This is a genomic window from Plantibacter sp. Leaf1 (genome assembly GCF_001421315.1).
Taxonomy (GTDB): Bacteria; Actinomycetota; Actinomycetes; order Actinomycetales; family Microbacteriaceae; genus Plantibacter.
On the sequence record NZ_LMJX01000002.1, the window covers coordinates 486,321 to 504,384 of the forward strand.

At 68.9% G+C, this 18,064-nt stretch carries 19 protein-coding genes; 10 read left to right on the forward strand and 9 right to left on the reverse strand.

Translation table 11 applies throughout. From position 1 onward, the window contains the following. Positions 1-19: 19 nt before the first annotated feature. Together ASE44_RS04510 and ASE44_RS18415 are read left to right on the forward strand one after the other, a co-directional pair. The gene (locus ASE44_RS04510) at positions 20-649 is read left to right on the forward strand and encodes a maleylpyruvate isomerase family mycothiol-dependent enzyme (RefSeq protein ID WP_056777793.1); all 630 of its coding nucleotides are present in this window, start codon (positions 20-22) and stop codon (positions 647-649) included. 118 nt (positions 650-767) lie between these two features. After that, complete coding sequence (locus ASE44_RS18415) at positions 768-944, forward strand: hypothetical protein (protein ID WP_157579791.1); 177 nt, start codon at positions 768-770, stop codon at positions 942-944. Between the two features lie 66 nt (positions 945-1,010). On the opposite strand, the gene ASE44_RS04515 is transcribed toward ASE44_RS18415, so the two are convergent. The 4 genes from ASE44_RS04515 to ASE44_RS04530 all read right to left on the reverse strand — a co-directional run bounded on the left by ASE44_RS04515 (position 1,011) and on the right by ASE44_RS04530 (position 3,242). Then, a complete protein-coding gene (locus ASE44_RS04515; RefSeq protein WP_056011234.1) occupies positions 1,011-1,220 on the reverse strand; it encodes a hypothetical protein in 210 nt (69 codons plus the stop codon). Positions 1,221-1,272: 52 nt separating this feature from the next. After that, complete coding sequence (locus tag ASE44_RS04520; RefSeq protein WP_157579792.1) at positions 1,273-1,749, reverse strand: DUF6301 family protein; 477 nt, start codon at positions 1,747-1,749, stop codon at positions 1,273-1,275. A gap of 168 nt (positions 1,750-1,917) precedes the next feature. Then, positions 1,918-2,550, reverse strand: coding sequence for an NAD(P)-dependent oxidoreductase (locus ASE44_RS04525; protein WP_056777798.1), 633 nt, complete (start codon positions 2,548-2,550; stop codon positions 1,918-1,920). Positions 2,551-2,576: 26 nt separating this feature from the next. Next, positions 2,577-3,242, reverse strand: coding sequence for an SDR family oxidoreductase (locus ASE44_RS04530; protein ID WP_056777800.1), 666 nt, complete (start codon positions 3,240-3,242; stop codon positions 2,577-2,579). A 120-nt stretch (positions 3,243-3,362) separates the two neighbouring features. Between ASE44_RS04530 and ASE44_RS04535 the strand changes: the two genes are divergently transcribed. Then, on the forward strand, positions 3,363-3,926 hold the full coding sequence (locus ASE44_RS04535) for a TetR/AcrR family transcriptional regulator (protein WP_056777802.1): 564 nt from the start codon (positions 3,363-3,365) through the stop codon (positions 3,924-3,926). Positions 3,927-3,990: 64 nt separating this feature from the next. Here the strand turns inward: ASE44_RS04535 and ASE44_RS04540 are convergent, their stop codons facing one another. After that, positions 3,991-4,503 (reverse strand): PaaI family thioesterase, encoded by a 513-nt coding sequence (locus ASE44_RS04540; protein WP_056777805.1) that lies wholly within the window; start codon positions 4,501-4,503, stop codon positions 3,991-3,993. Between the two features lie 77 nt (positions 4,504-4,580). Between ASE44_RS04540 and ASE44_RS04545 the strand changes: the two genes are divergently transcribed. Continuing rightward, on the forward strand, positions 4,581-5,372 hold the full coding sequence (locus tag ASE44_RS04545; RefSeq protein ID WP_056777807.1) for an NAD(P)-dependent oxidoreductase: 792 nt from the start codon (positions 4,581-4,583) through the stop codon (positions 5,370-5,372). 21 nt (positions 5,373-5,393) lie between these two features. On the opposite strand, the gene ASE44_RS04550 is transcribed toward ASE44_RS04545, so the two are convergent. Further along, the gene (locus ASE44_RS04550; RefSeq protein ID WP_200921014.1) at positions 5,394-5,924 is read right to left on the reverse strand and encodes a GNAT family N-acetyltransferase; all 531 of its coding nucleotides are present in this window, start codon (positions 5,922-5,924) and stop codon (positions 5,394-5,396) included. A 354-nt stretch (positions 5,925-6,278) separates the two neighbouring features. Between ASE44_RS04550 and ASE44_RS04555 the strand changes: the two genes are divergently transcribed. Next, complete coding sequence (locus ASE44_RS04555) at positions 6,279-6,503, forward strand: hypothetical protein (RefSeq protein WP_056777810.1); 225 nt, start codon at positions 6,279-6,281, stop codon at positions 6,501-6,503. 109 nt (positions 6,504-6,612) lie between these two features. Here ASE44_RS04555 and ASE44_RS04560 read toward each other — a convergent pair whose 3' ends face one another. Further along, positions 6,613-7,359 (reverse strand): hypothetical protein, encoded by a 747-nt coding sequence (locus tag ASE44_RS04560; protein WP_056777813.1) that lies wholly within the window; start codon positions 7,357-7,359, stop codon positions 6,613-6,615. 178 nt (positions 7,360-7,537) lie between these two features. On the opposite strand from ASE44_RS04560, the gene ASE44_RS04565 reads away from it, so the two are divergent. Continuing rightward, positions 7,538-9,277, forward strand: a complete 1,740-nt coding sequence (locus ASE44_RS04565; RefSeq protein WP_056777815.1) for a PHP domain-containing protein — start codon at positions 7,538-7,540, stop codon at positions 9,275-9,277. A 28-nt stretch (positions 9,278-9,305) separates the two neighbouring features. On the opposite strand, the gene dnaE is transcribed toward ASE44_RS04565, so the two are convergent. After that, entirely contained in the window at positions 9,306-12,593 is a 3,288-nt protein-coding gene (gene dnaE / locus ASE44_RS04570; RefSeq protein ID WP_162235733.1) for a DNA polymerase III subunit alpha, read from the reverse strand. Further along, a complete protein-coding gene (locus ASE44_RS04575; protein ID WP_056006309.1) occupies positions 12,590-12,862 on the reverse strand; it encodes a hypothetical protein in 273 nt (90 codons plus the stop codon). The genes dnaE and ASE44_RS04575 overlap by 4 nt, the downstream gene beginning before the upstream one ends. A gap of 352 nt (positions 12,863-13,214) precedes the next feature. Here ASE44_RS04575 and ASE44_RS04580 point away from each other — a divergent pair, with 352 nt between their 5' ends. The 4 genes from ASE44_RS04580 to ASE44_RS04595 are packed head-to-tail and all read left to right on the forward strand — an operon-like array spanning position 13,215 to position 17,973. Beyond that, positions 13,215-14,549, forward strand: coding sequence for an O-acetylhomoserine aminocarboxypropyltransferase/cysteine synthase family protein (locus ASE44_RS04580; RefSeq protein ID WP_056780872.1), 1,335 nt, complete (start codon positions 13,215-13,217; stop codon positions 14,547-14,549). Between the two features lie 2 nt (positions 14,550-14,551). Beyond that, positions 14,552-15,862 carry an LLM class flavin-dependent oxidoreductase gene (locus tag ASE44_RS04585; protein ID WP_056777819.1) on the forward strand — a complete coding sequence of 437 codons (1,311 nt, stop codon included), beginning with the start codon at positions 14,552-14,554 and terminating at the stop codon, positions 15,860-15,862. 60 nt (positions 15,863-15,922) lie between these two features. Beyond that, the gene (locus ASE44_RS04590) at positions 15,923-16,915 is read left to right on the forward strand and encodes a putative oxygenase MesX (protein ID WP_056777821.1); all 993 of its coding nucleotides are present in this window, start codon (positions 15,923-15,925) and stop codon (positions 16,913-16,915) included. After that, the gene (locus ASE44_RS04595) at positions 16,912-17,973 is read left to right on the forward strand and encodes a methionine synthase (RefSeq protein ID WP_056777823.1); all 1,062 of its coding nucleotides are present in this window, start codon (positions 16,912-16,914) and stop codon (positions 17,971-17,973) included. The genes ASE44_RS04590 and ASE44_RS04595 overlap by 4 nt, the downstream gene beginning before the upstream one ends. Positions 17,974-18,064: the final 91 nt, after the last annotated feature.

An 18,064-nucleotide genomic window follows, 5' to 3' on the forward strand; every position in this document is an offset into this window, starting at 1 on the left:
GGCACGAGAGGATGACGGCATGGAGCGGAACGCAGCCTGGCTGAGCATCGATGCTGAACGGCAAGCGCTCGCACGCGACCTCGCACCGCTGGACGAGACCCACTGGTCGACGCCGTCGCTCTGCGCTGGCATGACCGTCCGCGAGGTCCTCGCCCACCTGACGGTGAGTGGGGCCGTGTCGGGGCCGCGTTGGTTCGCTGGGGTCGTGCGTGCGCGTTTCGACTTCGACAAGCAGGTGGATGATCGTCTGCGCGAGCAGCTTGGCGCGTCGCCGGCGGAGACGCTCAGCCGTTTCCGTTCGACGATCGGCAGCCGGATCTCGCCGCCTCTCCCGAGAATGGCGCTCCTCGGCGAGGTGGTCGTTCACGGCGAGGATATTCGCCGCCCGCTGGGTCTCGTCCGGGAGTACCCGGAGGCGACGCTGACTGCTCTCCTGAGGTACTACGCAAGCACCGATCAGGTCGTCGTCGCGAAGAAGCGGGTACGAGGTCTGCGACTGGAAGCGGTCGACACGGCCACCACCATCGGAAAGGGTGATGTCGTGCGGGGCAGCACCCTGGCGCTCATCATGGCGATGACGGGTCGCTCCGCGTACTGCGCCGAACTGACAGGCCCAGGAGTCGCCGATCTGCTCACCCGCTCGAGCTGATCCTCCACGCTCTGCGCGCAGCGACAGACGCCTGGACGCAGGGCGGTCCCCCGTCCGGCGGATGTGCGCTCCCTCAGGTTCTTCTACGGTCGAGAGCAGGACCGGAACGGAGCGACACATGACCAGAGCAACGAACTCGAACCTGTATCAGGCCGCAGCCGTCATGACGGTGGTCGTCAGTGTGGTGTTCATCATCTTCGGGATCATCGTCCAGAACGCGGCAGTCACCGCTGTCTTCGCGGTGTTCGGCATCGCCGGACTCGCCTCCTCGACGGTGCTCCCCCGCAGACGCTGACCAGTCGTACCGATGTCGGTGCGCGAAGCGATCCCGCCACCGGGTTCGCCGCTCGACTCCCGCAGCTCAGCGCTTGTCGCGTCGGAAGCGGGCCTCGCGGCTCGCGATGTGCACACCGAAGCCCGTCGTCCCCGCAGCGAAAGCGGAGATCAGTACGAAGAACGCGAGCTCGTCCCCCGCGCGGAAGGCGAAGGCGGCGACGATGAGTGCGATCGAGGCCGCGACCACGAGCAGCACGCCGACGACCTCGCCCCGGCTCCCCAACATCTCCCGCATGCCCCCAGCGTGCAGCAGGAGCCACACAACCGCAATGCCCGATCGTCGGCGTTCAGTCCGCGCCGAGGCCCAGACGCTCTTCGCGTCGCTCCACATCGGCGAATCGCTGCCCCTCGACGACGAGCAACACCTTCTTGGGTACCGTCTTGAGCCAGATCCTGCCGCCGTTGTCCAATTCCCAGAAGGAGTCTCCGGCATGGCAACCGGACGGCTGACCGAGGTGCCGGCTCAGCGCTGACTGCACGTCGAGCGCCACACTCCGTAGTCCTGCCCGGTCGTCGCTCTTGTCGGAGACCGCGACCGTCACTTGGGAAACCGCCTGCTCTGCGATGAGCGAACGAACGGTCGGTAGGTTCACGGGGTACCCGGAACGATGCTGGACACCGCTCGACGTCTCCACCTTGAGCTGCCACCCGAGGCGCTCCGCGACCGCCGTGAAGTCGCCGCGGTCGAGGGGCCAGGACACCGTGGCGAAGGCTTCGCAGACGGCGTCGATCTGCGCGTCTGTGGCTCCGGCGAGTGCGGTCATCCGGATGATCCTACCGAGGAAGGCGAAGGTGCGACTCGACGGGTCCAAGCCGTTCTCGCTCACCGACGTCGTCACCTCGATGCCGGCAATCCACATCCGCGCTCACGAACACCGGATCGTGGTCAGAGCGCCACCGCGGAGCATTCCGCGGCGGCGCCGTGGCCGCTGTCAGTTGCTGATCCGGAGCTCCTGCTGGACGTATCGCAGGTCATCGGCCTGAGCGAGCATGAACCGGGCGAGGTCGGCGCGGGCGATGCGCAAACGGACCCGGTCGCCGGATCCGGCCGCGGTTCGCACCCTGACCGCTCCCGATCCGGGCTTGTCGTGGGGCATCGTGACGACCACGGTCGTCCAGTCGCGATCAGAGCCGCGGATGGCCTCGCCCACCTCGGTGGACTCAGGCCCCAGCCTGAGCAGGGCGTAGCTCGCCCTGCTCACTGCGCGCATCAGCGGGCTGCGGGGAACCAGAATGCTCGGTCCCCAACTGAAGACGAGTCGGCGGACCCCGTGCGTGCGCATCGCGGCCACGATGTTGCGCGTTCCGGCAGCGACGGGCATGTCCTTGGATCCACCGACGATCTGGGCGGTCAGGGTGGCGAGGACGGCGTCGGCACCGCGGACGACGTCTTTAACGGCGACCGCGTCGGTCAGCTCGCCCTGAACGACCCGCAGTCGGTCGTGGCGCAGGTCGAGCTTCGCCGGATTGCGGATGAAGGCCACCACGTCATGCCCGGCGGCGAGTGCCTGCTCGACCAGGTGGATACCGGTGCGGCCGGTGGCGCCGAAGATGGTCAGCTTCATGATGTGTCCCTCGCGAAGTCTGCAGGTCAGCCGTTGTAGGCGACGTAGTGCAGCTCGGCCTGCTGACGCTCGTCGTGCAGCTGCGCCAGGGCCTCCGCGATGACCTCGGGCTCGGCGTCCGGGTGGCCGCCGCCGATGAGGGCGGTGATGCCCAGGTGCGCGACGTAGACGCCCTTCGGTTGCAGTGCGTTGTGCAGGTTGAGGGTCCAGTTGCGAAGTCCCGCTGCGGCGATGTTCACGTTGCCGAGGAAGGGCATGGGGCTGATGGATCCGCCGCCGGTCGTGATGAGCACGGTCCCCTTGCCTGCTGCGATCATGTCCGGCAGCACGGCCCCGACGGCGGCGAACGCACCGCCGAGATAGAAGTCGAGCTGCGGTTGCAGGTTCTCCATCGTCACCTCGAGGACGTCGACGGGCGCGAGGGACGGGTCCGCGGGCGAGAACTCGAGCACGTCGATCGGGCCGAGGGTGTCCGTGATCGAGCGCAGTGCCGCGGTGACGGTGTCGGGTCGGCTGATGTCGGCAGCGAACCCGTGAGCGGTGATCCCTTCGCCTGCGAGGGTCTGGGCGAGCGCGTCGAGCTTGGACTGGGTTCGCGCGACCAGCGCGACGTCGAAGCCCCGACGCCCGAAAACGCGGGCGATCTCAAGGCCGAGACCGGGGCCGGCTCCGATGATGGTGATGAGCGACATGATGTGTCCTTTCGAATCCCACGGGGAAGTGGGGCGTTGCATACTTGAGCTAAGTTGAGGGTGCCCTCAAACAAGATCGAGCATAACTTGAGGTTGCCCTCAATATCCACTGGAGTTGTCATGTCACAGTCGAACGGTCTCCGCCGAGACGCTCGGGCCAACGTCGAGAAGTTGCACGCCGCCGCGGTGGGGGTGTTCTCCCGCCGCGGACTCTCAGCTCCGTTGGAGGAGATCGCTCGCGAGGCCGGCGTGAGCATCGGCACCCTCTACAACCGGGTCGGATCCCGCGAGGCACTCATCGACGCCGTGATCCCCGCGATCGCCGGCGAGAAGCTCTTCGCGCTCAAAGCGCAGGCGCTCAGCCAAGAATCACCCCGCGCGCGGCTGGAGGCGTTCATCGCGGGAATGATCGACCTGCAGGTCGGCGATCCTGCTCTGAATGACGCGATGCTCCGCCGGTTCCCGGATGCGACCTCGCTCATCGAGACGTGCGATCGTTCGACGGCACTCGGCCGAGACCTGATCGACGATGCCCACGCCGCAGGCACCCTCTCCCCGGACTTCACCGCAGACGACCTCATGACCGTCCTGTGGATGGCCGGAACCGCAAGCCACGATCCCTCAGCCCCGGTCGGCTGGCGACGCGTCATCGACCGCAGCCTCGCCTCCGCCTGGACCAGCTGAGATCTCGGGGGCCACCACTCGAGACACGATCGACGCCTGTAAGCGCTGCGTCGCGCCGGTCAGTTCACGCCGGGATCGGGAAGACGAGCAGCGTGCTGGACGCCGTGGCCACCACTCGGCCGTCCGCATCGGTGATCACCGCTTCGGCGAACGCCACCCGTGAACCCGGTTTGGTGACGGTTCCCACGGCGGTCAGCTGCCCCGACGTGGCGCTCACTGCCCGCAGGTAGTTCACCTTGATCTCCAGCGAGGTGTACCCGACTCCGGCGGGCAGCGTGGTCTGGACCGCACACCCCGCAGCCGAATCCAGCACCGTGCACATGAACCCGCCGTGCACGGCACCGATCGGGTTGTAGTGGGACTCGCTCGGCTCACAGATGAACGTGGCGGTCCCACGCGAGACCGAGCTCAGGGTCATGTCCATGAGCGAGACGATCGGCGGCGGCGGCAGGACCCCGTCGATCATGGCCTGGAGGTAGTCGATACCTGCCATCTCGGCGACCCGTGCGGCCCCGATCATCGGATCCTGCCACTCGATCGTCCGCCGGCGGACTGGAGGTGCTTCATCGCTCTGCATGCCCCATTGTCACCTGCTGCACTGCGGCAGCCGTGGAGACACTCAGCTTGCTGGATGTCGTCTTGTACGCTCACACGATGACAGAGATCGCTGGAACCCGTTGGGTCATCACCGGAGCCGCCGGGAACATCGGATCGGCGCTCCGCTCCGCACTGCTCCACCGCGAGGCGGTGCTCGTCTCCACCGACGTCCGCTCGATGACTCCGCTCGGTCCGCAGGAAGTCGTCACCAGCACCGACCTCGCCGACCTTGCCGCGCTGGTCGAGCTGCTCGATGGGGCGCACGGGGTGATCCACCTCGGCGGGATACCCGACGAGGCTGACTTCCACGACTTGGCCGAGGTGAACATCGTCGGGACTTATCACGTCCTCGAGGCCGCCCGGCGGGCCGGCGTCGCCCGGGTCGTGTACGCGAGCAGTAACCGTCTGACGGGCTTCTACCCGTCGGGCGCTCACATCGCACCGCATGTTCCGCCCCGTCCGGACGGGTTCTACGGGGTGTCGAAAGTCGCCGGAGAAGCGCTGTGCCGACTCTACGCGGACAAGTTCGGAATCAGCACCATCTCGCTCCGCATCGGCAGCTACGAGCAGCAACCAGGTTCCGCGCGAGAGCAGCGGACCTGGCTCAGCCCCGCCGACGCCGTGCGCGCGTTCATCGCGGCGATGACCACCACCGAACACACAGCCGTGTTCTACGCGGTGTCCGCGAACACCGAGGGATGGTGGGATCTCGACGCCGGAACGGCGGTCGGTTTCACCCCGCAAGACGACGCCTCCCAGTGGGGCGAAACCCAACACATCGACCCGCACATGCCGCAGGGCGGGGTGTACGCGACGCCGGCGTATTCGACCGATCGGATGCGAGAGTGACGGATGATCTGAGGTACGGCACTACCGCTTCAGGTCGACTCGCCGCGACAACACCTGGCCCGGCCATGCGTCGATACCGTCGCCGACCGTGAACGTCACGTCACGCTCGAAGCCTGCGGCCTCGTAGAAGCGGACGAGATCCCCCGACCCTCCGGCGTAGCAGTCGACCCGCAGTCGACCGACCCCTGCAGCCTGCGCGCGCTCCTCGGCGAGAGCCAGCAAGCGGCGACCCGTGCCCTTCACCCGCGGGTCGCGCGAGCCGATCAACACCCGGACGTAGACCTCCGGTTCGGTGGCGGCCGGCACGTACTCGAGCGCCTCGCCGAGCACGAGTGCTCCGCACACGCCGATCGCGGGATGCTCAGCGACCCAGGCATCGGATGAAGCGCACCACTGCTCGACACGAGTGGTCCAGCGCTCCTGCCCGGATGCCGGCTCGGTACCCCATTGCCGGGTGTTGCCGATCCGGACGAACCAGGCGATCGCTGCATCGAAGAGCGCCAGCACCGCAGCCGCGTCCGCCGGGACGGCCCGACGGAACCTCACCGGCACAGCTTCGCCTCCGGTCCACGCAGGCTCCAGCGTGCCGCCCTCACCGCGCTCGAACTCACCCGTCACCGTACTTCTCCGCATCGCTTCGACATGTCGTCCGTCCTCCCTCGCTGATGCCAGGTTGGCACGCGTCACCCTCGGGACGCCAACGCCTGCGGCGGTCGACGTCGCCGAGTCGTGCTTCGAGCCTCGCTCAGCACTGGCCGCGCGCGTCCGCCATATCTGGCCCGCTCCGAGGTCCCCCAGCCCCTCCCGCGCTGCCCCGGGGAAACCCCCTCGCCGCATCGACCGGACGCCCTCTACCCTGATGCGGATGAGCCGACGCAGCCGACGCGACGGCGGAAACGAGACACGATGTCGCTCCCTCCCGCTCCCGATCCCACCCGAACCGCCAAGCGCTTCGTCCTCGCGGCGTTCAGCTTCGTCGGCCTGATGGCGTCCGGTGTCGGTGTGGTCGCCTGCTCGATCGGCCTCGCCGACACCGGCCACCCCGCCATGATCGTCGGGCTCGCGGGTAGCGTGCTCGGCATCGCTGCAGCGTTCGTCGTGATGTGGACCGCCTTGCGCGCCGAACGCTGACGGCAGGGACAAGGGCGCTGCCGGCGACAGCTTCCCGGCCCAGGGTGACAGCACCGCCAAGCAGGCCTCCGAACGGTGGTCGCCCTGTCAGAGCACGTATGGCGAACGCCTAACGGACCCGCCTGCGCAGCATCAGGGCGCCGCCGCCCGCGAGGAGGCCTGCGGCGACGACGACGGCTCCGCCGAGCTGCCAGCCCGTCAGCGCCAGGTCTCCGTCAGCGGCGGGTGATGCTGTGGCCGAGGGGCGTGGTGTCGTGATCGCCCCTGTTCCAGGGCCTTCCGCGGGTGGGGCATCGGTCGGCGTGACCGTCGGAGGGACCGGCTCGACCTGAGCGCCGGGAACCGACCAGGTTCCCGCAGCGAATGTCACGGGCAGGGTCGCCGCCGTGACCACCGACGACGGGATGCCTGACTCGAGGACGAGGCACTCCAGCCCGAGGGTCACGTCGCCCTGTTCGACGCCGCCGTCGACGACCTCCTGGAACGAGATGGCCATCGGCACCTCGACCGGCTGCCCGGCGGTCACCGCGACGGTCGGAGACGTGACGACGGTGGTTCCTCCCGCCGTCACGGAGAGTCGGGCGCCGTCGTCCGCGTCGGCGGGGCAGCCTGCGGCGAGCACTGCGGAGCCGAATGACGGGACGGCGCGCGCGTCACCTGACGTGACCGCGGCGCCGGCGGTGTCGCGCAGCGTGAGCGGTGCCGGTTCGGCCAGCGTCGTGGCGGCGACGGCAGCACCGGCACCGGCGCCGGCGAGGCAGAGGATCGCGCTGGCGCTGAAAGCTGCCGAGACGAGCAGGGCGCGCCCTGCGGCGCGGAACGGAGAACGGTGGGTGACGCGAACGGTGGAAGACATCGGGACCTTTGGTGGGTGCGGTGGGCCTCCGGGACGGCGATACCCGGCGACGCCAGGACTCTCGCCCACGCAGATGAATGGGTCGTGAACGCCGGGCGTCACCCACAGCACCGGCCGTTGGGCCGAGGTTCACCTGCGCTGCCTACGATCGGCGCGTCCGTCCGATGAAAGTGATGCCATGCCCTTCGATCCCCGCCCCGAGCAGCCCGCGCCGACCGGTGGCGCATCCTCAGTGCCCGAGGTGGACCGGGGCGCATCGGCTCGGTCCGGCCTCTCACGCCGGTCCTTCCTGGGGGCTTCCGTCGCCGCAACGGTCGCTGTGGGAACGGCCGCCCACGGGCTCGGGAGCGCGGCCTCCGCCCAGGCCGCACAGCTGCCATCGGCGTCGGCGGTCGTCGACCCGGACGCGCTCTCCTGGCTGGTGTTCGACCACCACGTGCACTCGGTCTACTCGCACGACGCGAAGTACCCGATGACGACGATCCTCGATCAGGCGCAGCGCTTCGCGGTCGACGCGATCGCCTTCACCGAGCACAGCAACACGGGCCATGCCAACGTCGGCGGGGTGTTCAACGCGGCACGCGAGATCGACACCGCGCGGGCGGCGCGCCCGGACATGCTCGTGCTCCAGGGCCTCGAGTGGTACATCCCGGGAGCCGAGCACGCGACCGTCCTGGTCGCGCCCGGGCCCCGCACGACCCTCGTGCTGCGCCGCTTCGAGCTGGACCACGACGGCAAGCTCAACGGTTGGGAGAAACCGCGCCCTGGTACCGAAGACGCCGCCGAGTGGCTCGTGCACGCGACCGACGGGATCGCCTGGCTCGGCGCCCAGAAGCGTGCAGGTGTCATCGACGACGTGATCGTCCTGGCGAACCACCCGAGCCGCCTCGGCATCGACTCTCCCGGAGAGCTCCGTGCCTGGCAGGACGCCGACCCCGAGGTGTTCGTCGGCATGGAGGGTGCTCCTGGCGCCCAGGCCGGAGCGATCGCCGCGAATGCGACCGAACGCTCGCGGCGCGGCGAGTACGAGAACACTCCCAGCGAGTTCTCCTTCCCCGGCTACCCCGCGGAGGCGTACCTGACGCACGGTGGCTTCGACTGGACGACGGCCGTCGTCGGCGGCATGTGGGACTCGCTGCTGAGCGAGGGACGGCGCTGGTGGATCACCACGAACAGTGATCTGCACCTCAAGGAGTCCGACGCGACACGCGTCGGCGACTTCCCGACCGGGCCGGGCTGGGAGGCCGGGGCGACGCTCGCGAACTTCAACCGCGCCGGCCGTCGGCCCGACCCGATCGCCACGGACACGCCTCAGAACGGTGCCGACTTCTGGCCGGGCGAGTTCAGCCGCACGCATGTCGGGGTCGTCGACCGGTCGTCCGCCTCCCTGCTCGACGCGATCCGCGCTGGCCGAGTCTGGGTCGACCACGGGCACCTCGTCGCCGGACTCTCCGTCGTGCTCCGGGCCACCGACCAGCCGGAGATCAGCGCCACCTTGGGCGGGATCCTCGCCGTCGAGCGCGGCACCGCCCTCGAGCTCGTGATCGACGTCACGCCCACGACGACGCCGACCTCGCGGGGCACGACACCGAGATTGGCGCACCTCGACCTGATCCGCGGGCGCGTCACCGGGGCCGTAGCCGATCGTGACGAACAGCGCGCACCCGGCACCCGAGTCGTCGAGATGCTCGATGTCACCGACCGCAGTGACTCCCCGTTCCGTGTCGTGGTGCCGCTCGAGCCTGCCTCTGAGGACGGCTACGTCCGCCTTCGCGGCAGCGATGGCCAGGTGCACGGGGTCGGTCCACTCGGCGCCGAGGTCGACCCGCGGGCGCCTCAGCCGTACCCGATCTCCCCGGCCGACCCCTGGGCCGACACCTGGCTGTACACGAATCCGATCTTCATCAGCGTGCGCTGATCGGGGCCGGGCCCGGTCGGTGCCGGTTTCACACGGCATTCCGTCGCAACGGCGTGATGTCCACAAGATCGGACCCACTCGCCGACCACTCGTGCTGCGCGGCGAACAAGTCCCATGCCGCCGCTCCGGTGACCGAGACGCCTCGCGCACCTGAGCGCCTCGTCGTGCCGCGTACGAGCAGGTAGTGCGTCTGGAAGACGCCCGATCCGATCTGCTCTTGGACGTCGTGGAAGAACACGACGTTGGAGACCGGTCCGGTGCCGTCGTCGAGTGAGACGAAGACGACGCGCTTGCCGCCGCGCATCGGGGGTGTATTCGTTGCTCGGCGGACGCCCGCGATGAGGACCTCGGTTCCGCCCGGGAGGTCCATGAGGTCGCGTGCCGGTGTGACGCCGAGTTCCCGGAAGAGTGGGTAGAAGCGTTCCATCTGGTGGCGGTTCACCGCCAGGCGCATCTCTTGGAGTTCGAGGTCGGTCTGGGTCCGGCCTCGGAGCTCGAGTGAGGTGATGGTGCTGCGCTCCGGCACGGGGAGGTCGAGTTCGAAGGCGAGTTGCTCGTCGGCGATGAGCTGGGCGCTGGTGGTGACGCCCGCGAGGTGGGCGAGGAGTTCGTGACGGCGCCTCGGGATGTAGTCGATGAACGCGTCGAGCGCGCCGACCCGGGCCAGTGCCTCGAAGGTGCGGCGGCGCGGCCGCACGCGGTCCCGGAAGTCCTGGAGCGAGGAGAACGGTTGGTGCCTCGCGATGCGGGCCCGTTCCTTCTCGCTACTTCCTTGCAGCTCGACCAGCGACATGCGCACGCCGAGTCGGCCGTCGGGTGCGATCTCGACGACGTACTCCAGACCCGAGCGCTGCACGTCGATCGGGAGCACCGGCACGTCGAGGTGACGGGCTTCCGCGAGGATGAGGTCCTTGGGCCACATGCCCGGGTCGTGGGTGAGTAGGCCTGCCATGAACTCGGCCGGGTGATGGCGCTTCAGCCAGGCCGACTGGAACGTCGGCAGCGCGAAGGCCGCCCCATGGGCCTTGGCGAAGCCGAAGGATCCGAAGCCGGCGAGGATCGTCCAGGCCTTGTCGATCACGGCGGGCCGGAAGCCGCGCGCTGTGGCACGGTCACGCACGAAGGTCTCGATGCCGGCGAGGCGGCCACGGTCGGCGAGCTGTCGGCGGATGACGTCGGCGGGCCCGAGGCCGCACCCGGTGAGTTCATCGATGATTCTCATGACCTGCTCGTGGAACACGACCACACCGCGTGTTTCTCGCAGGATGGGGCGGAGCCGCGGGTCGATGTAGTCGGGCATGGTCTCGCCGTGTCGTACCTGTAGGTATTGCAGCGGCATGTTGTTCTGCATCGGTCCAGGGCGGAAAAGCGAGATCTCGACGGTGAGGTCGTTGAACACCTCCGGCTGCAGCTTGCCGACGAGTTCCATCTGTCCGGGCGATTCGAGCTGGAACACCCCGAGGGTGCGGGTGGAGCGGAGGAGTTCGTAGGTGGGTTCGTCGTCGAGCGGCAGCGCGTCGAGCTCGATGGTCTCGCCAGTCAGTCGTTCGTGCTCGCTGACGGCGTGTGCCATCGCGGACTGCATGCGCACGCCGAGGATGTCGAGCTTGATGAGGCCCATGTTGTCCATGTCGTGTTTGTCGTACTGCGACATCGGCAGACCCATGCCCGACAGCTGCGTCGGGGTGCGGTGCAGGAGCGAGGTGTCGGAGAGGATGACGCCACAGGGGTGGACGCTGATGTGTCGCGGGAGCCGGTCGAGGCGTTCCGTGACGTCGACGAGCAGGTCGAGCTCGCGCGACTCGCGGACCGCTTCGGCCAGGTCGGCGAGCTCCGGCTTGTCGCGGAGCGCGTCGCGGAACTCCCGGGCATTGAACCGCCACATCTGTTTGGCGATCATGTCGATCATCGACTCATCCATGCCCAGGGCGAGGCCGGCGTCTCGGACGGCTCCACGTGACCGGTAGGCGTTGGTCATCGACATCAGCGTGACGCGGTCGGACCCGAAGCGGGCGAAGATCTCGCGGTAGACATCGTGGCGGCGTGCGGATTCCACGTCGAGGTCGATGTCGGGGAGGTTGGTGCGCTCGGGCGAGAGGAACCGCTCGAAGATGAGTCCGTTGCTGATCGGCTCCACGGAGGAGGTGTGCAGGGCGTAGTTGAGGACGGACCCGACACCTGACCCGCGCGCCTGGATACGGATGCCCATCTCGCGGATGATGTCGGCGACCTTCGCGACCGTGAGGAAGTACGACGGCATCCCCAGCTGCTCCACGATCCGCATCTCGTGCTCGAGCGCACGGTGCGCGTCCTCCAGCGACGGCATCCCCGGGCGTGCGTACCGCTCGTCCACACCGGCCCGTGCCCGCTCCCACAGCGCCTGGTGGGGGTCTCCGCTGATGCCGATCACCGATGCCTCCGGCATGCGAGGCTGCTTCCACCCGACGTCGGACACCGGATCCAGGGCGCATCGCTCGGCGAGGCGCTCGGTCTCCCCCAACAACCGCTGCACCGCACCGTCGTCATGCGTGCCGGCGCCGACGATCATCCGCGCGATCTGCCGCATCTGCTTCGCCGGCTTCAACCACGCCTGCCCGTTCACCTGCAGCTCGTTCTGATCGTCGAGCTCCGCCAACGGGCGAAGGAAACGTGCCGCATCAGCGAGGTCGGCTGTCGCTGCCTCGTCGGGGAGCCCGTAGCGGACCGCGTTGGTCAGTACAGCTGGGACACCAGCCGACTCCGCGAGGCTCAGTAAGCGGGTCGCCGCCGCGACGTTCCCGCGTACACCCTGGTCGGTGAGATGACAGACGACCTCGATCACCAGATGCCCAGCAGGAATGCACTCGCGCCACCGGTCGAGCGCGACCCGCGCCGCTGCACGATCGCGACGCTCGACCGCCTGCCCGACGTCGGACGACGGCCCGAGCATCACCGTCAGCGCCGGCTCATCGCCCAGCACCGCCGCGAGTTCCTCCCGGAGGATCGCGGGCCCGTCACGGCGGCCGTGCGCGGCGCTCACCACGCGACAGAGTTGGGCGAATCCGGTCCCCTGGTTCTGGCCGTGGGCGAGGACGACCACACGGCCGATCGGCTCCTGGTGTTCGTCCAGTGCAGCGAGATCCACGCCGAGCCCCGGTGCAATACCCGCAGCGAGGCACGCACCCACGTGCTTCGGGCCGCCGTAGAGACCGTCGCGATCCGTCAGCGCCAGGAACGACGCGCCATCCTCAGCGGCGAGACCGGCGAGGGCCGCACTCGAGGTGACGCCGTAGTGCGCGGACAGGTGCGACGCGACGTGGAGGTGTGGGAAGCTCACGTCCAGGCGACCGCGAGCGTCCATCTGCCGGTCGTGTCGCGGCGGAGGTCGTAGCGTGTGGGCTCCTCATCGCCGCGAGCCGCGTCGACCCGCCACGTCTCGATGTCGATACGTGCAGGCGACGCATCACCCCGCCACCACGGCTGGCGAGAGAACAACGCCTGAGGCTGACCGACGACACGGTGCTCGAACCGCTTCCAGACGAACGCCGTCGGATCCCCATCCGCCGCCAGATCAACGTCCACTGCCTCATCAACGATCGTCGCCATGCCACACCCTCCAGATTCGAACACATGTTCGATGAAGTGAGTGTACGTCACTGCCACGACACGACTTGACGCACACCGTGACAGGACCGCGGCGGTGATGCCCCAGCGCAGGAGTGAGGGCACCTGACCGCGAGGGCGCTGTGACGCTGACAGGCGCCGAGAGATGACCTACCCCACCGGGCTCACGGCAACACCGTGGACCAGTGGGCACGCATGTACCGCACACGCCTGCGGTCATAGTCCGTCATGTCCTGGCGCGTACCCGCCGCGACCTGCCAGGCTCCCGGAATCAGCCTCCCAGGCGCCCGGACAGGAGCATCCCGTGACCATCACCGCCCCGGCAGCCGCCGCGATCTCGCGATCGGCGCCCGCACCGCAGTCCTCCGCGGCTGCTGGCTTCTCGACCCGCCAGGTGCACGCGGGTGCCGTGCCCGACGGCGCGCACGGGGCGCGGGTCACCCCTGTGCACCTCAGCGCCGGCTTCGTGTTCGACAGTTTCGAGCATGCACGGGAGCGGTTCGCGGGCGAGGACGAGGGGTACCTGTACACCCGCAACGGCAACCCGACCACCGAGGAGGTCGAGCGGCGGATCGCCGACCTCGAGGGCGGGGCAGAGGCGATCCTGGTGGCGAGCGGGCAGGCGGCTACCGCATCCGCACTCTTGGGGATCGTGCAGGCCGGCGACCGGGTGCTCTCGTCGCGTCGGCTGTACGAGGGCAATCGCGGGCTGTTGGTGCAGAACTTCGGACGGCTCGGGATCGGTGTGGACTTCGTCGACGACGCCGGCGATCTCGAGGAGTGGGAGCGCCGGATCGGACCCGACACCCGCGTGCTCTTCGGTGAGCCCATCCCGAATCCCAAGAACGACCTGCTCGATGTCCCGGCGCTGGCGGCGATCGCCCACCGGCACGGGCTCCCCTTCGTCGTCGACAACACGCTCGCCACCCCGTACCTCCTGCGGCCGATCGAGCACGGGGCCGACGTGGTCGTGCACTCGACCAGCAAGTTCCTGGCTGGGCACGGCGCCGCTCTCGGCGGCGTGATCGTCGATGCCGGCACCTTCGACTGGGGCGCGCGGCCCGCGCTCTTCCCGCACCTGAACCAGGCGGAGCGCGCGTTCGACGGGCGCAGCTGGGCCGAGCAGCGGGGCAGGAGCGCGTTCGTCTCCTACACCCGGGACATCGTGGTGTCGCGCCTCGGCCCGACGCCGTCGCCGCTGAACTCGTTCCTCCTTCGCCAGGGCATCGAGACGCTGTCGCTGCGGGTGGAGCGGCACTCGAGCAACGCCCTCGCCGTCGCCCGCTTCCTCGAACGACAGTCCGAGGTCCTCTCGGTGGACTACTCCGGTCTGGAGTCGAGCCCGTCGTTCGCGCTCGCGCAGCAGCTGCTCCCCCGCGGTCAGGGCTCTGTCTTCTCGTTCACCGTTGCCGGAGGCGAAGCAGGCGCGGCCGCCTTCATCGACGCCGTCGAGCTCTTCAGCCACATGACCCACCTCGGCGACGTGCGCTCCCTGGTGCTGCACCCGGCGTCGACCACGCACGCCGGGCGCACTCCGGCCGAGCGGGCCGCGGCCGGCATCCATCCGGGTCTTCTCCGACTGTCGATCGGCATCGAGGACGTCGACGACCTCCTTCGGGATCTGAACCGCGGGCTGGCTGCCGTGCGTGACCTGGCCGCGGAGGCGTGAGCGTGACGCGTCGTCAGCACTTCGGCTGGTTCTTCTCTCGCGGATTCGGGCCGCAGGGCTGGGGGCATCCGTACCAGGAGTGGAACCACGACTGGACCAAGCCGGAGCTCTACCAGCAGTCGGCCCGCGAGCTGGAGCAGGCCGGCTTCGAGCTGATCGTCATGGAGGACGCCGTCTCACTCGGCTCCCCGGACACGCTCGACCTGCGGGTGCGGGGAGCGTACGGCGGACCCAAACATGACCCGCTCCTCCTGGCGCCCTACCTGTTCGCCGCGACCACTCGGATCGGGTTGGCGCCGACGATCAACGCCGGGATCACGCCGCCCTACCTGGCCGCGCGGCAGGCCGCGACGCTGCAGCACCTCAGCTCAGACCGTTTCGGGATCAACCTCGTCACCGACGTGGGCAGCGCCCGCCATGTCGGCCTGGAACCGCTGTCCCACGACGCGGCCTACGACCGGGCCGACGAGTGGATGGCGATCGTCCGCCAGCTCTGGCACAGCTGGGGCGAGGGCGCACTGGTCGCCGACGCCGGTTCGGGTCGATACGCCGACGGGGCGCGCATCGACGCGTTCCAGCACCGTGGTGAGCATTTCCGCGTTGACGGCCCGCTGAACGCCGTACCGTTCGCGAACGGCGACCCGATCGTCGTCTCGCCCGGCGGCTCCCCCCGAGGTCTGGCCTTCGCCGGCACGCAATCGGACGTGCAGCTCGCGCTCGCCCCGCTGGAGGCGCATGCGGTCCGTGCCTATCGGGCGAGAGTCCTCGCCGCGGCCCAGCTGCAGGGTAGGAGCGCCGACGACCTGCGGGTCCTCTTCGTCGTGAAGCCCGAGATCGTCTCGAGCGCCGAAGAAGCGGCACGCGTCGTCGAGGCGTCTCGGCACCCCGAGGAGAGCGCGCTGCGGCAGATCGCGCTCGGCTGGTCCAGCGACCTGGAGACCGATCTGATGGGCCTGGATCTGGATCGCCCTGTCGAGCGGTCGGTCTTCGGCGAGCATGTCTCGCACGGCACGATCGCGGGCCTGTACGGCGACACCGAGGACGCGCCGCTGCGTGAGCTGCTCATCCGGAAGGCGCGCAAGGGCCTTGTCGCCGATCGCGCCGGCTTCGTGGGCACCGCGGAGCAGTTCGCTGACTTCGTCGAGGACCTCGGCGACGACGGCGATAACGACGGTTTCCTCTTCTCTGGGGACCTGCACCCGGTCACGCTGCATCGGATGCTCGACGACCTCGTCCCCGTTCTGCGGCGGCGCGGGGTGCTCCGCGACGAGCTTGCGTCCGGCGGGACGCGCGCGAACCTGTTCGGAACGTAGGTGCACCCGCACATCCAGCCAGTCGAACCCCGCTCTGCCTCTCCTATCGAACGGCCGATCATGACGAACGAGTTCACCCTCAGTACGACCATCACCTCCTTCGACGAGGACTACACGCCGGCGGAAAGCTCCCGGATCACCACCAACTTCGCCAATCTGGCCCGGGGTGAGCGCCGCAGGGAGAACCTTCGCACGGCGCTGGCGATGATCGACGACCGGTTCAACGACCTCGTGCCCGGCGACGATCCGAGCCGGGGCCGCTACACCGTCGGACTCGACATCGTCTCCGTGGGCCTGCACCTCACCGCGGACGGCGAGGACCGGGAGTTCCCGCTCCTCGAGATCCTGCGTACGACGATCATCGACCGCCGCACCGGTCGATGTCAGCCCGGAACCCTAGGAAACAACTTCTCGTCCTATCTCCGCGACCACGACTTCAGCGTGCGGCTGCCGGCGGTCAACGCCTCGCAGACGGAATTCACCGTCCCCGACGACTTCGGCGTCCTGCACGGAACGCTCTTCAAGCACTTCCTCACCTCCGCGCAGTACGCGGAGCTCGCACCGACGCCGCCCGTCATCTGCATCAGCGTCTCGACGAGTCGGACGTACCGGCGCACCGGGAGCCGCCATCCGGTCCTCGGCATCGAGTACCGGCAGGACGAGCTCTCGCTGACCGACCGGTACTTCGCGCAGATGGGCCTGCGGGCCCGTTTCTTCATGCCGCCCGGCAGCGCGGCACCGCTCGCGTTCTACTCGGGCGGCGAGCTGCTCGAGGACTACTCGGACCTTCAGCTCATCGCCACCATCAGCACCATGGAGACGTTCCAGAAGATCTACCGGCCGGAGATCTACGGTGCGCGCTCGGTGGCCGCCGACGTCTACCGGCCGAACCTGGAGGAGCAGGACTACGCGCGGCCAGCGGTCGCCTACGACCGCGAGGAGCGAGGCCGGCTCGCGATCGAGCAGGGGCAGTTCGCGGAGGAGCATCTGATGAAGCCTCACGGGGAACGGCTGCGGCAGTGGGCCGCCGGGCAGACGGAGGCGGTCCGATGACCGCCCGCGGAGCCTCGACGCCCCTCCCGCTCCTGCCCACCTCGATCGTCGGCAGCCTGCCGAAGCCGTCCTGGCTCGCACAGCCCGAGACCCTGTGGTCGCCGTGGAGGCTGACCGGCGACGCCCTGGTCGAGGGGAAGCAGGACGCCCTCCGCGCAGCTGTCCACGAGCAGCTCCACCGAGGCCTGGACATCGTCAGCGATGGGGAGCAGACCCGTCAGCACTTCGTCACGACGTTCATCGAGCACCTCACGGGTGTCGACTTCGAGCGGCGCGAGACGGTGCGCATCCGCGACAGATACGACGCGAGCGTCCCGACCGTCGTCGGTGCCGTGGGCATCGAGAAGCCGGTGTTCGCAGACGACGCCCGGTTCCTGCGCGAGCAGACCGATCAGCCGATCAAGTGGGCACTGCCCGGCCCGATGACGATGATCGACACCCTCTCCGACCGTCACTACGGGAGCCGGGAGCAGCTGGCCTGGGAGTTCGCGACGATCCTCAACGAGGAGGCGAGAGCTCTTCAGGCTGCGGGAGTCGACATCATCCAGTTCGACGAGCCCGCCTTCACCGTCTTCTTCGACGAGGTGCAGGACTGGGGCGTGGCCGCCTTGGAACGGGCGGCCGAAGGACTCCGCGTGGAGACCGCCGTGCACATCTGCTACGGCTACGGCATCCAGGCGAACACCGACTGGAAGGCGACGCTCGGGTCGGAGTGGCGGCAGTACGAGAAGTCGTTCCCGCTCCTCCAGCGGTCCTCGCTCGACATCGTCTCGTTGGAGTGCCACCACTCCCGCGTCCCGATGGAGCTCATCGAGCTCGTCCGCGGGAAGAAGGTCATGCTCGGAGCCATCGACGTCGCGAGCGAGACCGTCGAGACGCCCGAGGAGGTCGCCGACACGCTGCGACGCGCCCTCCGGTTCGTCGACGCGGAGCTGCTCCTCCCGAGCACGAACTGCGGCATGGCGCCACTGCCCCGAGACCTCGCCTGGAAGAAGCTGAGTGCACTGAGTGCGGGGACAGCCATCGTCCGCGAGGAGCTCGCCGCCTCGACGCCCTGACCATGCGGCAGTCCACCTGGCAGCCGACGGTCGCATCGACCACCTGCTCGGTGCAGCGGCACCATCGCGTCACCAGCACGAACGACCGGAG

Bases quoted from the DNA above. Each gene is read 5' to 3' on its own strand.
- ASE44_RS04555 (WP_056777810.1), top strand. From the start codon at position 6,279: ATGTCGCTCCCTCCCGCTCCCGATCCCACCCGAACCGCCAAGCGCTTC.
- ASE44_RS04565 (WP_056777815.1), top strand. From the start codon at position 7,538: ATGCCCTTCGATCCCCGCCCCGAGCAGCCCGCGCCGACCGGTGGCGCA.
- ASE44_RS04525 (WP_056777798.1), bottom strand. From the start codon at position 2,550: ATGAAGCTGACCATCTTCGGCGCCACCGGCCGCACCGGTATCCACCTG.
- ASE44_RS04515 (WP_056011234.1), bottom strand. From the start codon at position 1,220: ATGCGGGAGATGTTGGGGAGCCGGGGCGAGGTCGTCGGCGTGCTGCTC.
- ASE44_RS04545 (WP_056777807.1), top strand. From the start codon at position 4,581: ATGACAGAGATCGCTGGAACCCGTTGGGTCATCACCGGAGCCGCCGGG.
- ASE44_RS04595 (WP_056777823.1), top strand. From the start codon at position 16,912: ATGACCGCCCGCGGAGCCTCGACGCCCCTCCCGCTCCTGCCCACCTCG.
- ASE44_RS04510 (WP_056777793.1), top strand. From the start codon at position 20: ATGGAGCGGAACGCAGCCTGGCTGAGCATCGATGCTGAACGGCAAGCG.
- ASE44_RS04530 (WP_056777800.1), bottom strand. From the start codon at position 3,242: ATGTCGCTCATCACCATCATCGGAGCCGGCCCCGGTCTCGGCCTTGAG.
- ASE44_RS04520 (WP_157579792.1), bottom strand. From the start codon at position 1,749: ATGACCGCACTCGCCGGAGCCACAGACGCGCAGATCGACGCCGTCTGC.
- ASE44_RS18415 (WP_157579791.1), top strand. From the start codon at position 768: ATGACCAGAGCAACGAACTCGAACCTGTATCAGGCCGCAGCCGTCATG.
- ASE44_RS04575 (WP_056006309.1), bottom strand. From the start codon at position 12,862: ATGGCGACGATCGTTGATGAGGCAGTGGACGTTGATCTGGCGGCGGAT.
- ASE44_RS04535 (WP_056777802.1), top strand. From the start codon at position 3,363: ATGTCACAGTCGAACGGTCTCCGCCGAGACGCTCGGGCCAACGTCGAG.
- ASE44_RS04540 (WP_056777805.1), bottom strand. From the start codon at position 4,503: ATGCAGAGCGATGAAGCACCTCCAGTCCGCCGGCGGACGATCGAGTGG.
- ASE44_RS04560 (WP_056777813.1), bottom strand. From the start codon at position 7,359: ATGTCTTCCACCGTTCGCGTCACCCACCGTTCTCCGTTCCGCGCCGCA.
- ASE44_RS04590 (WP_056777821.1), top strand. From the start codon at position 15,923: ATGACGAACGAGTTCACCCTCAGTACGACCATCACCTCCTTCGACGAG.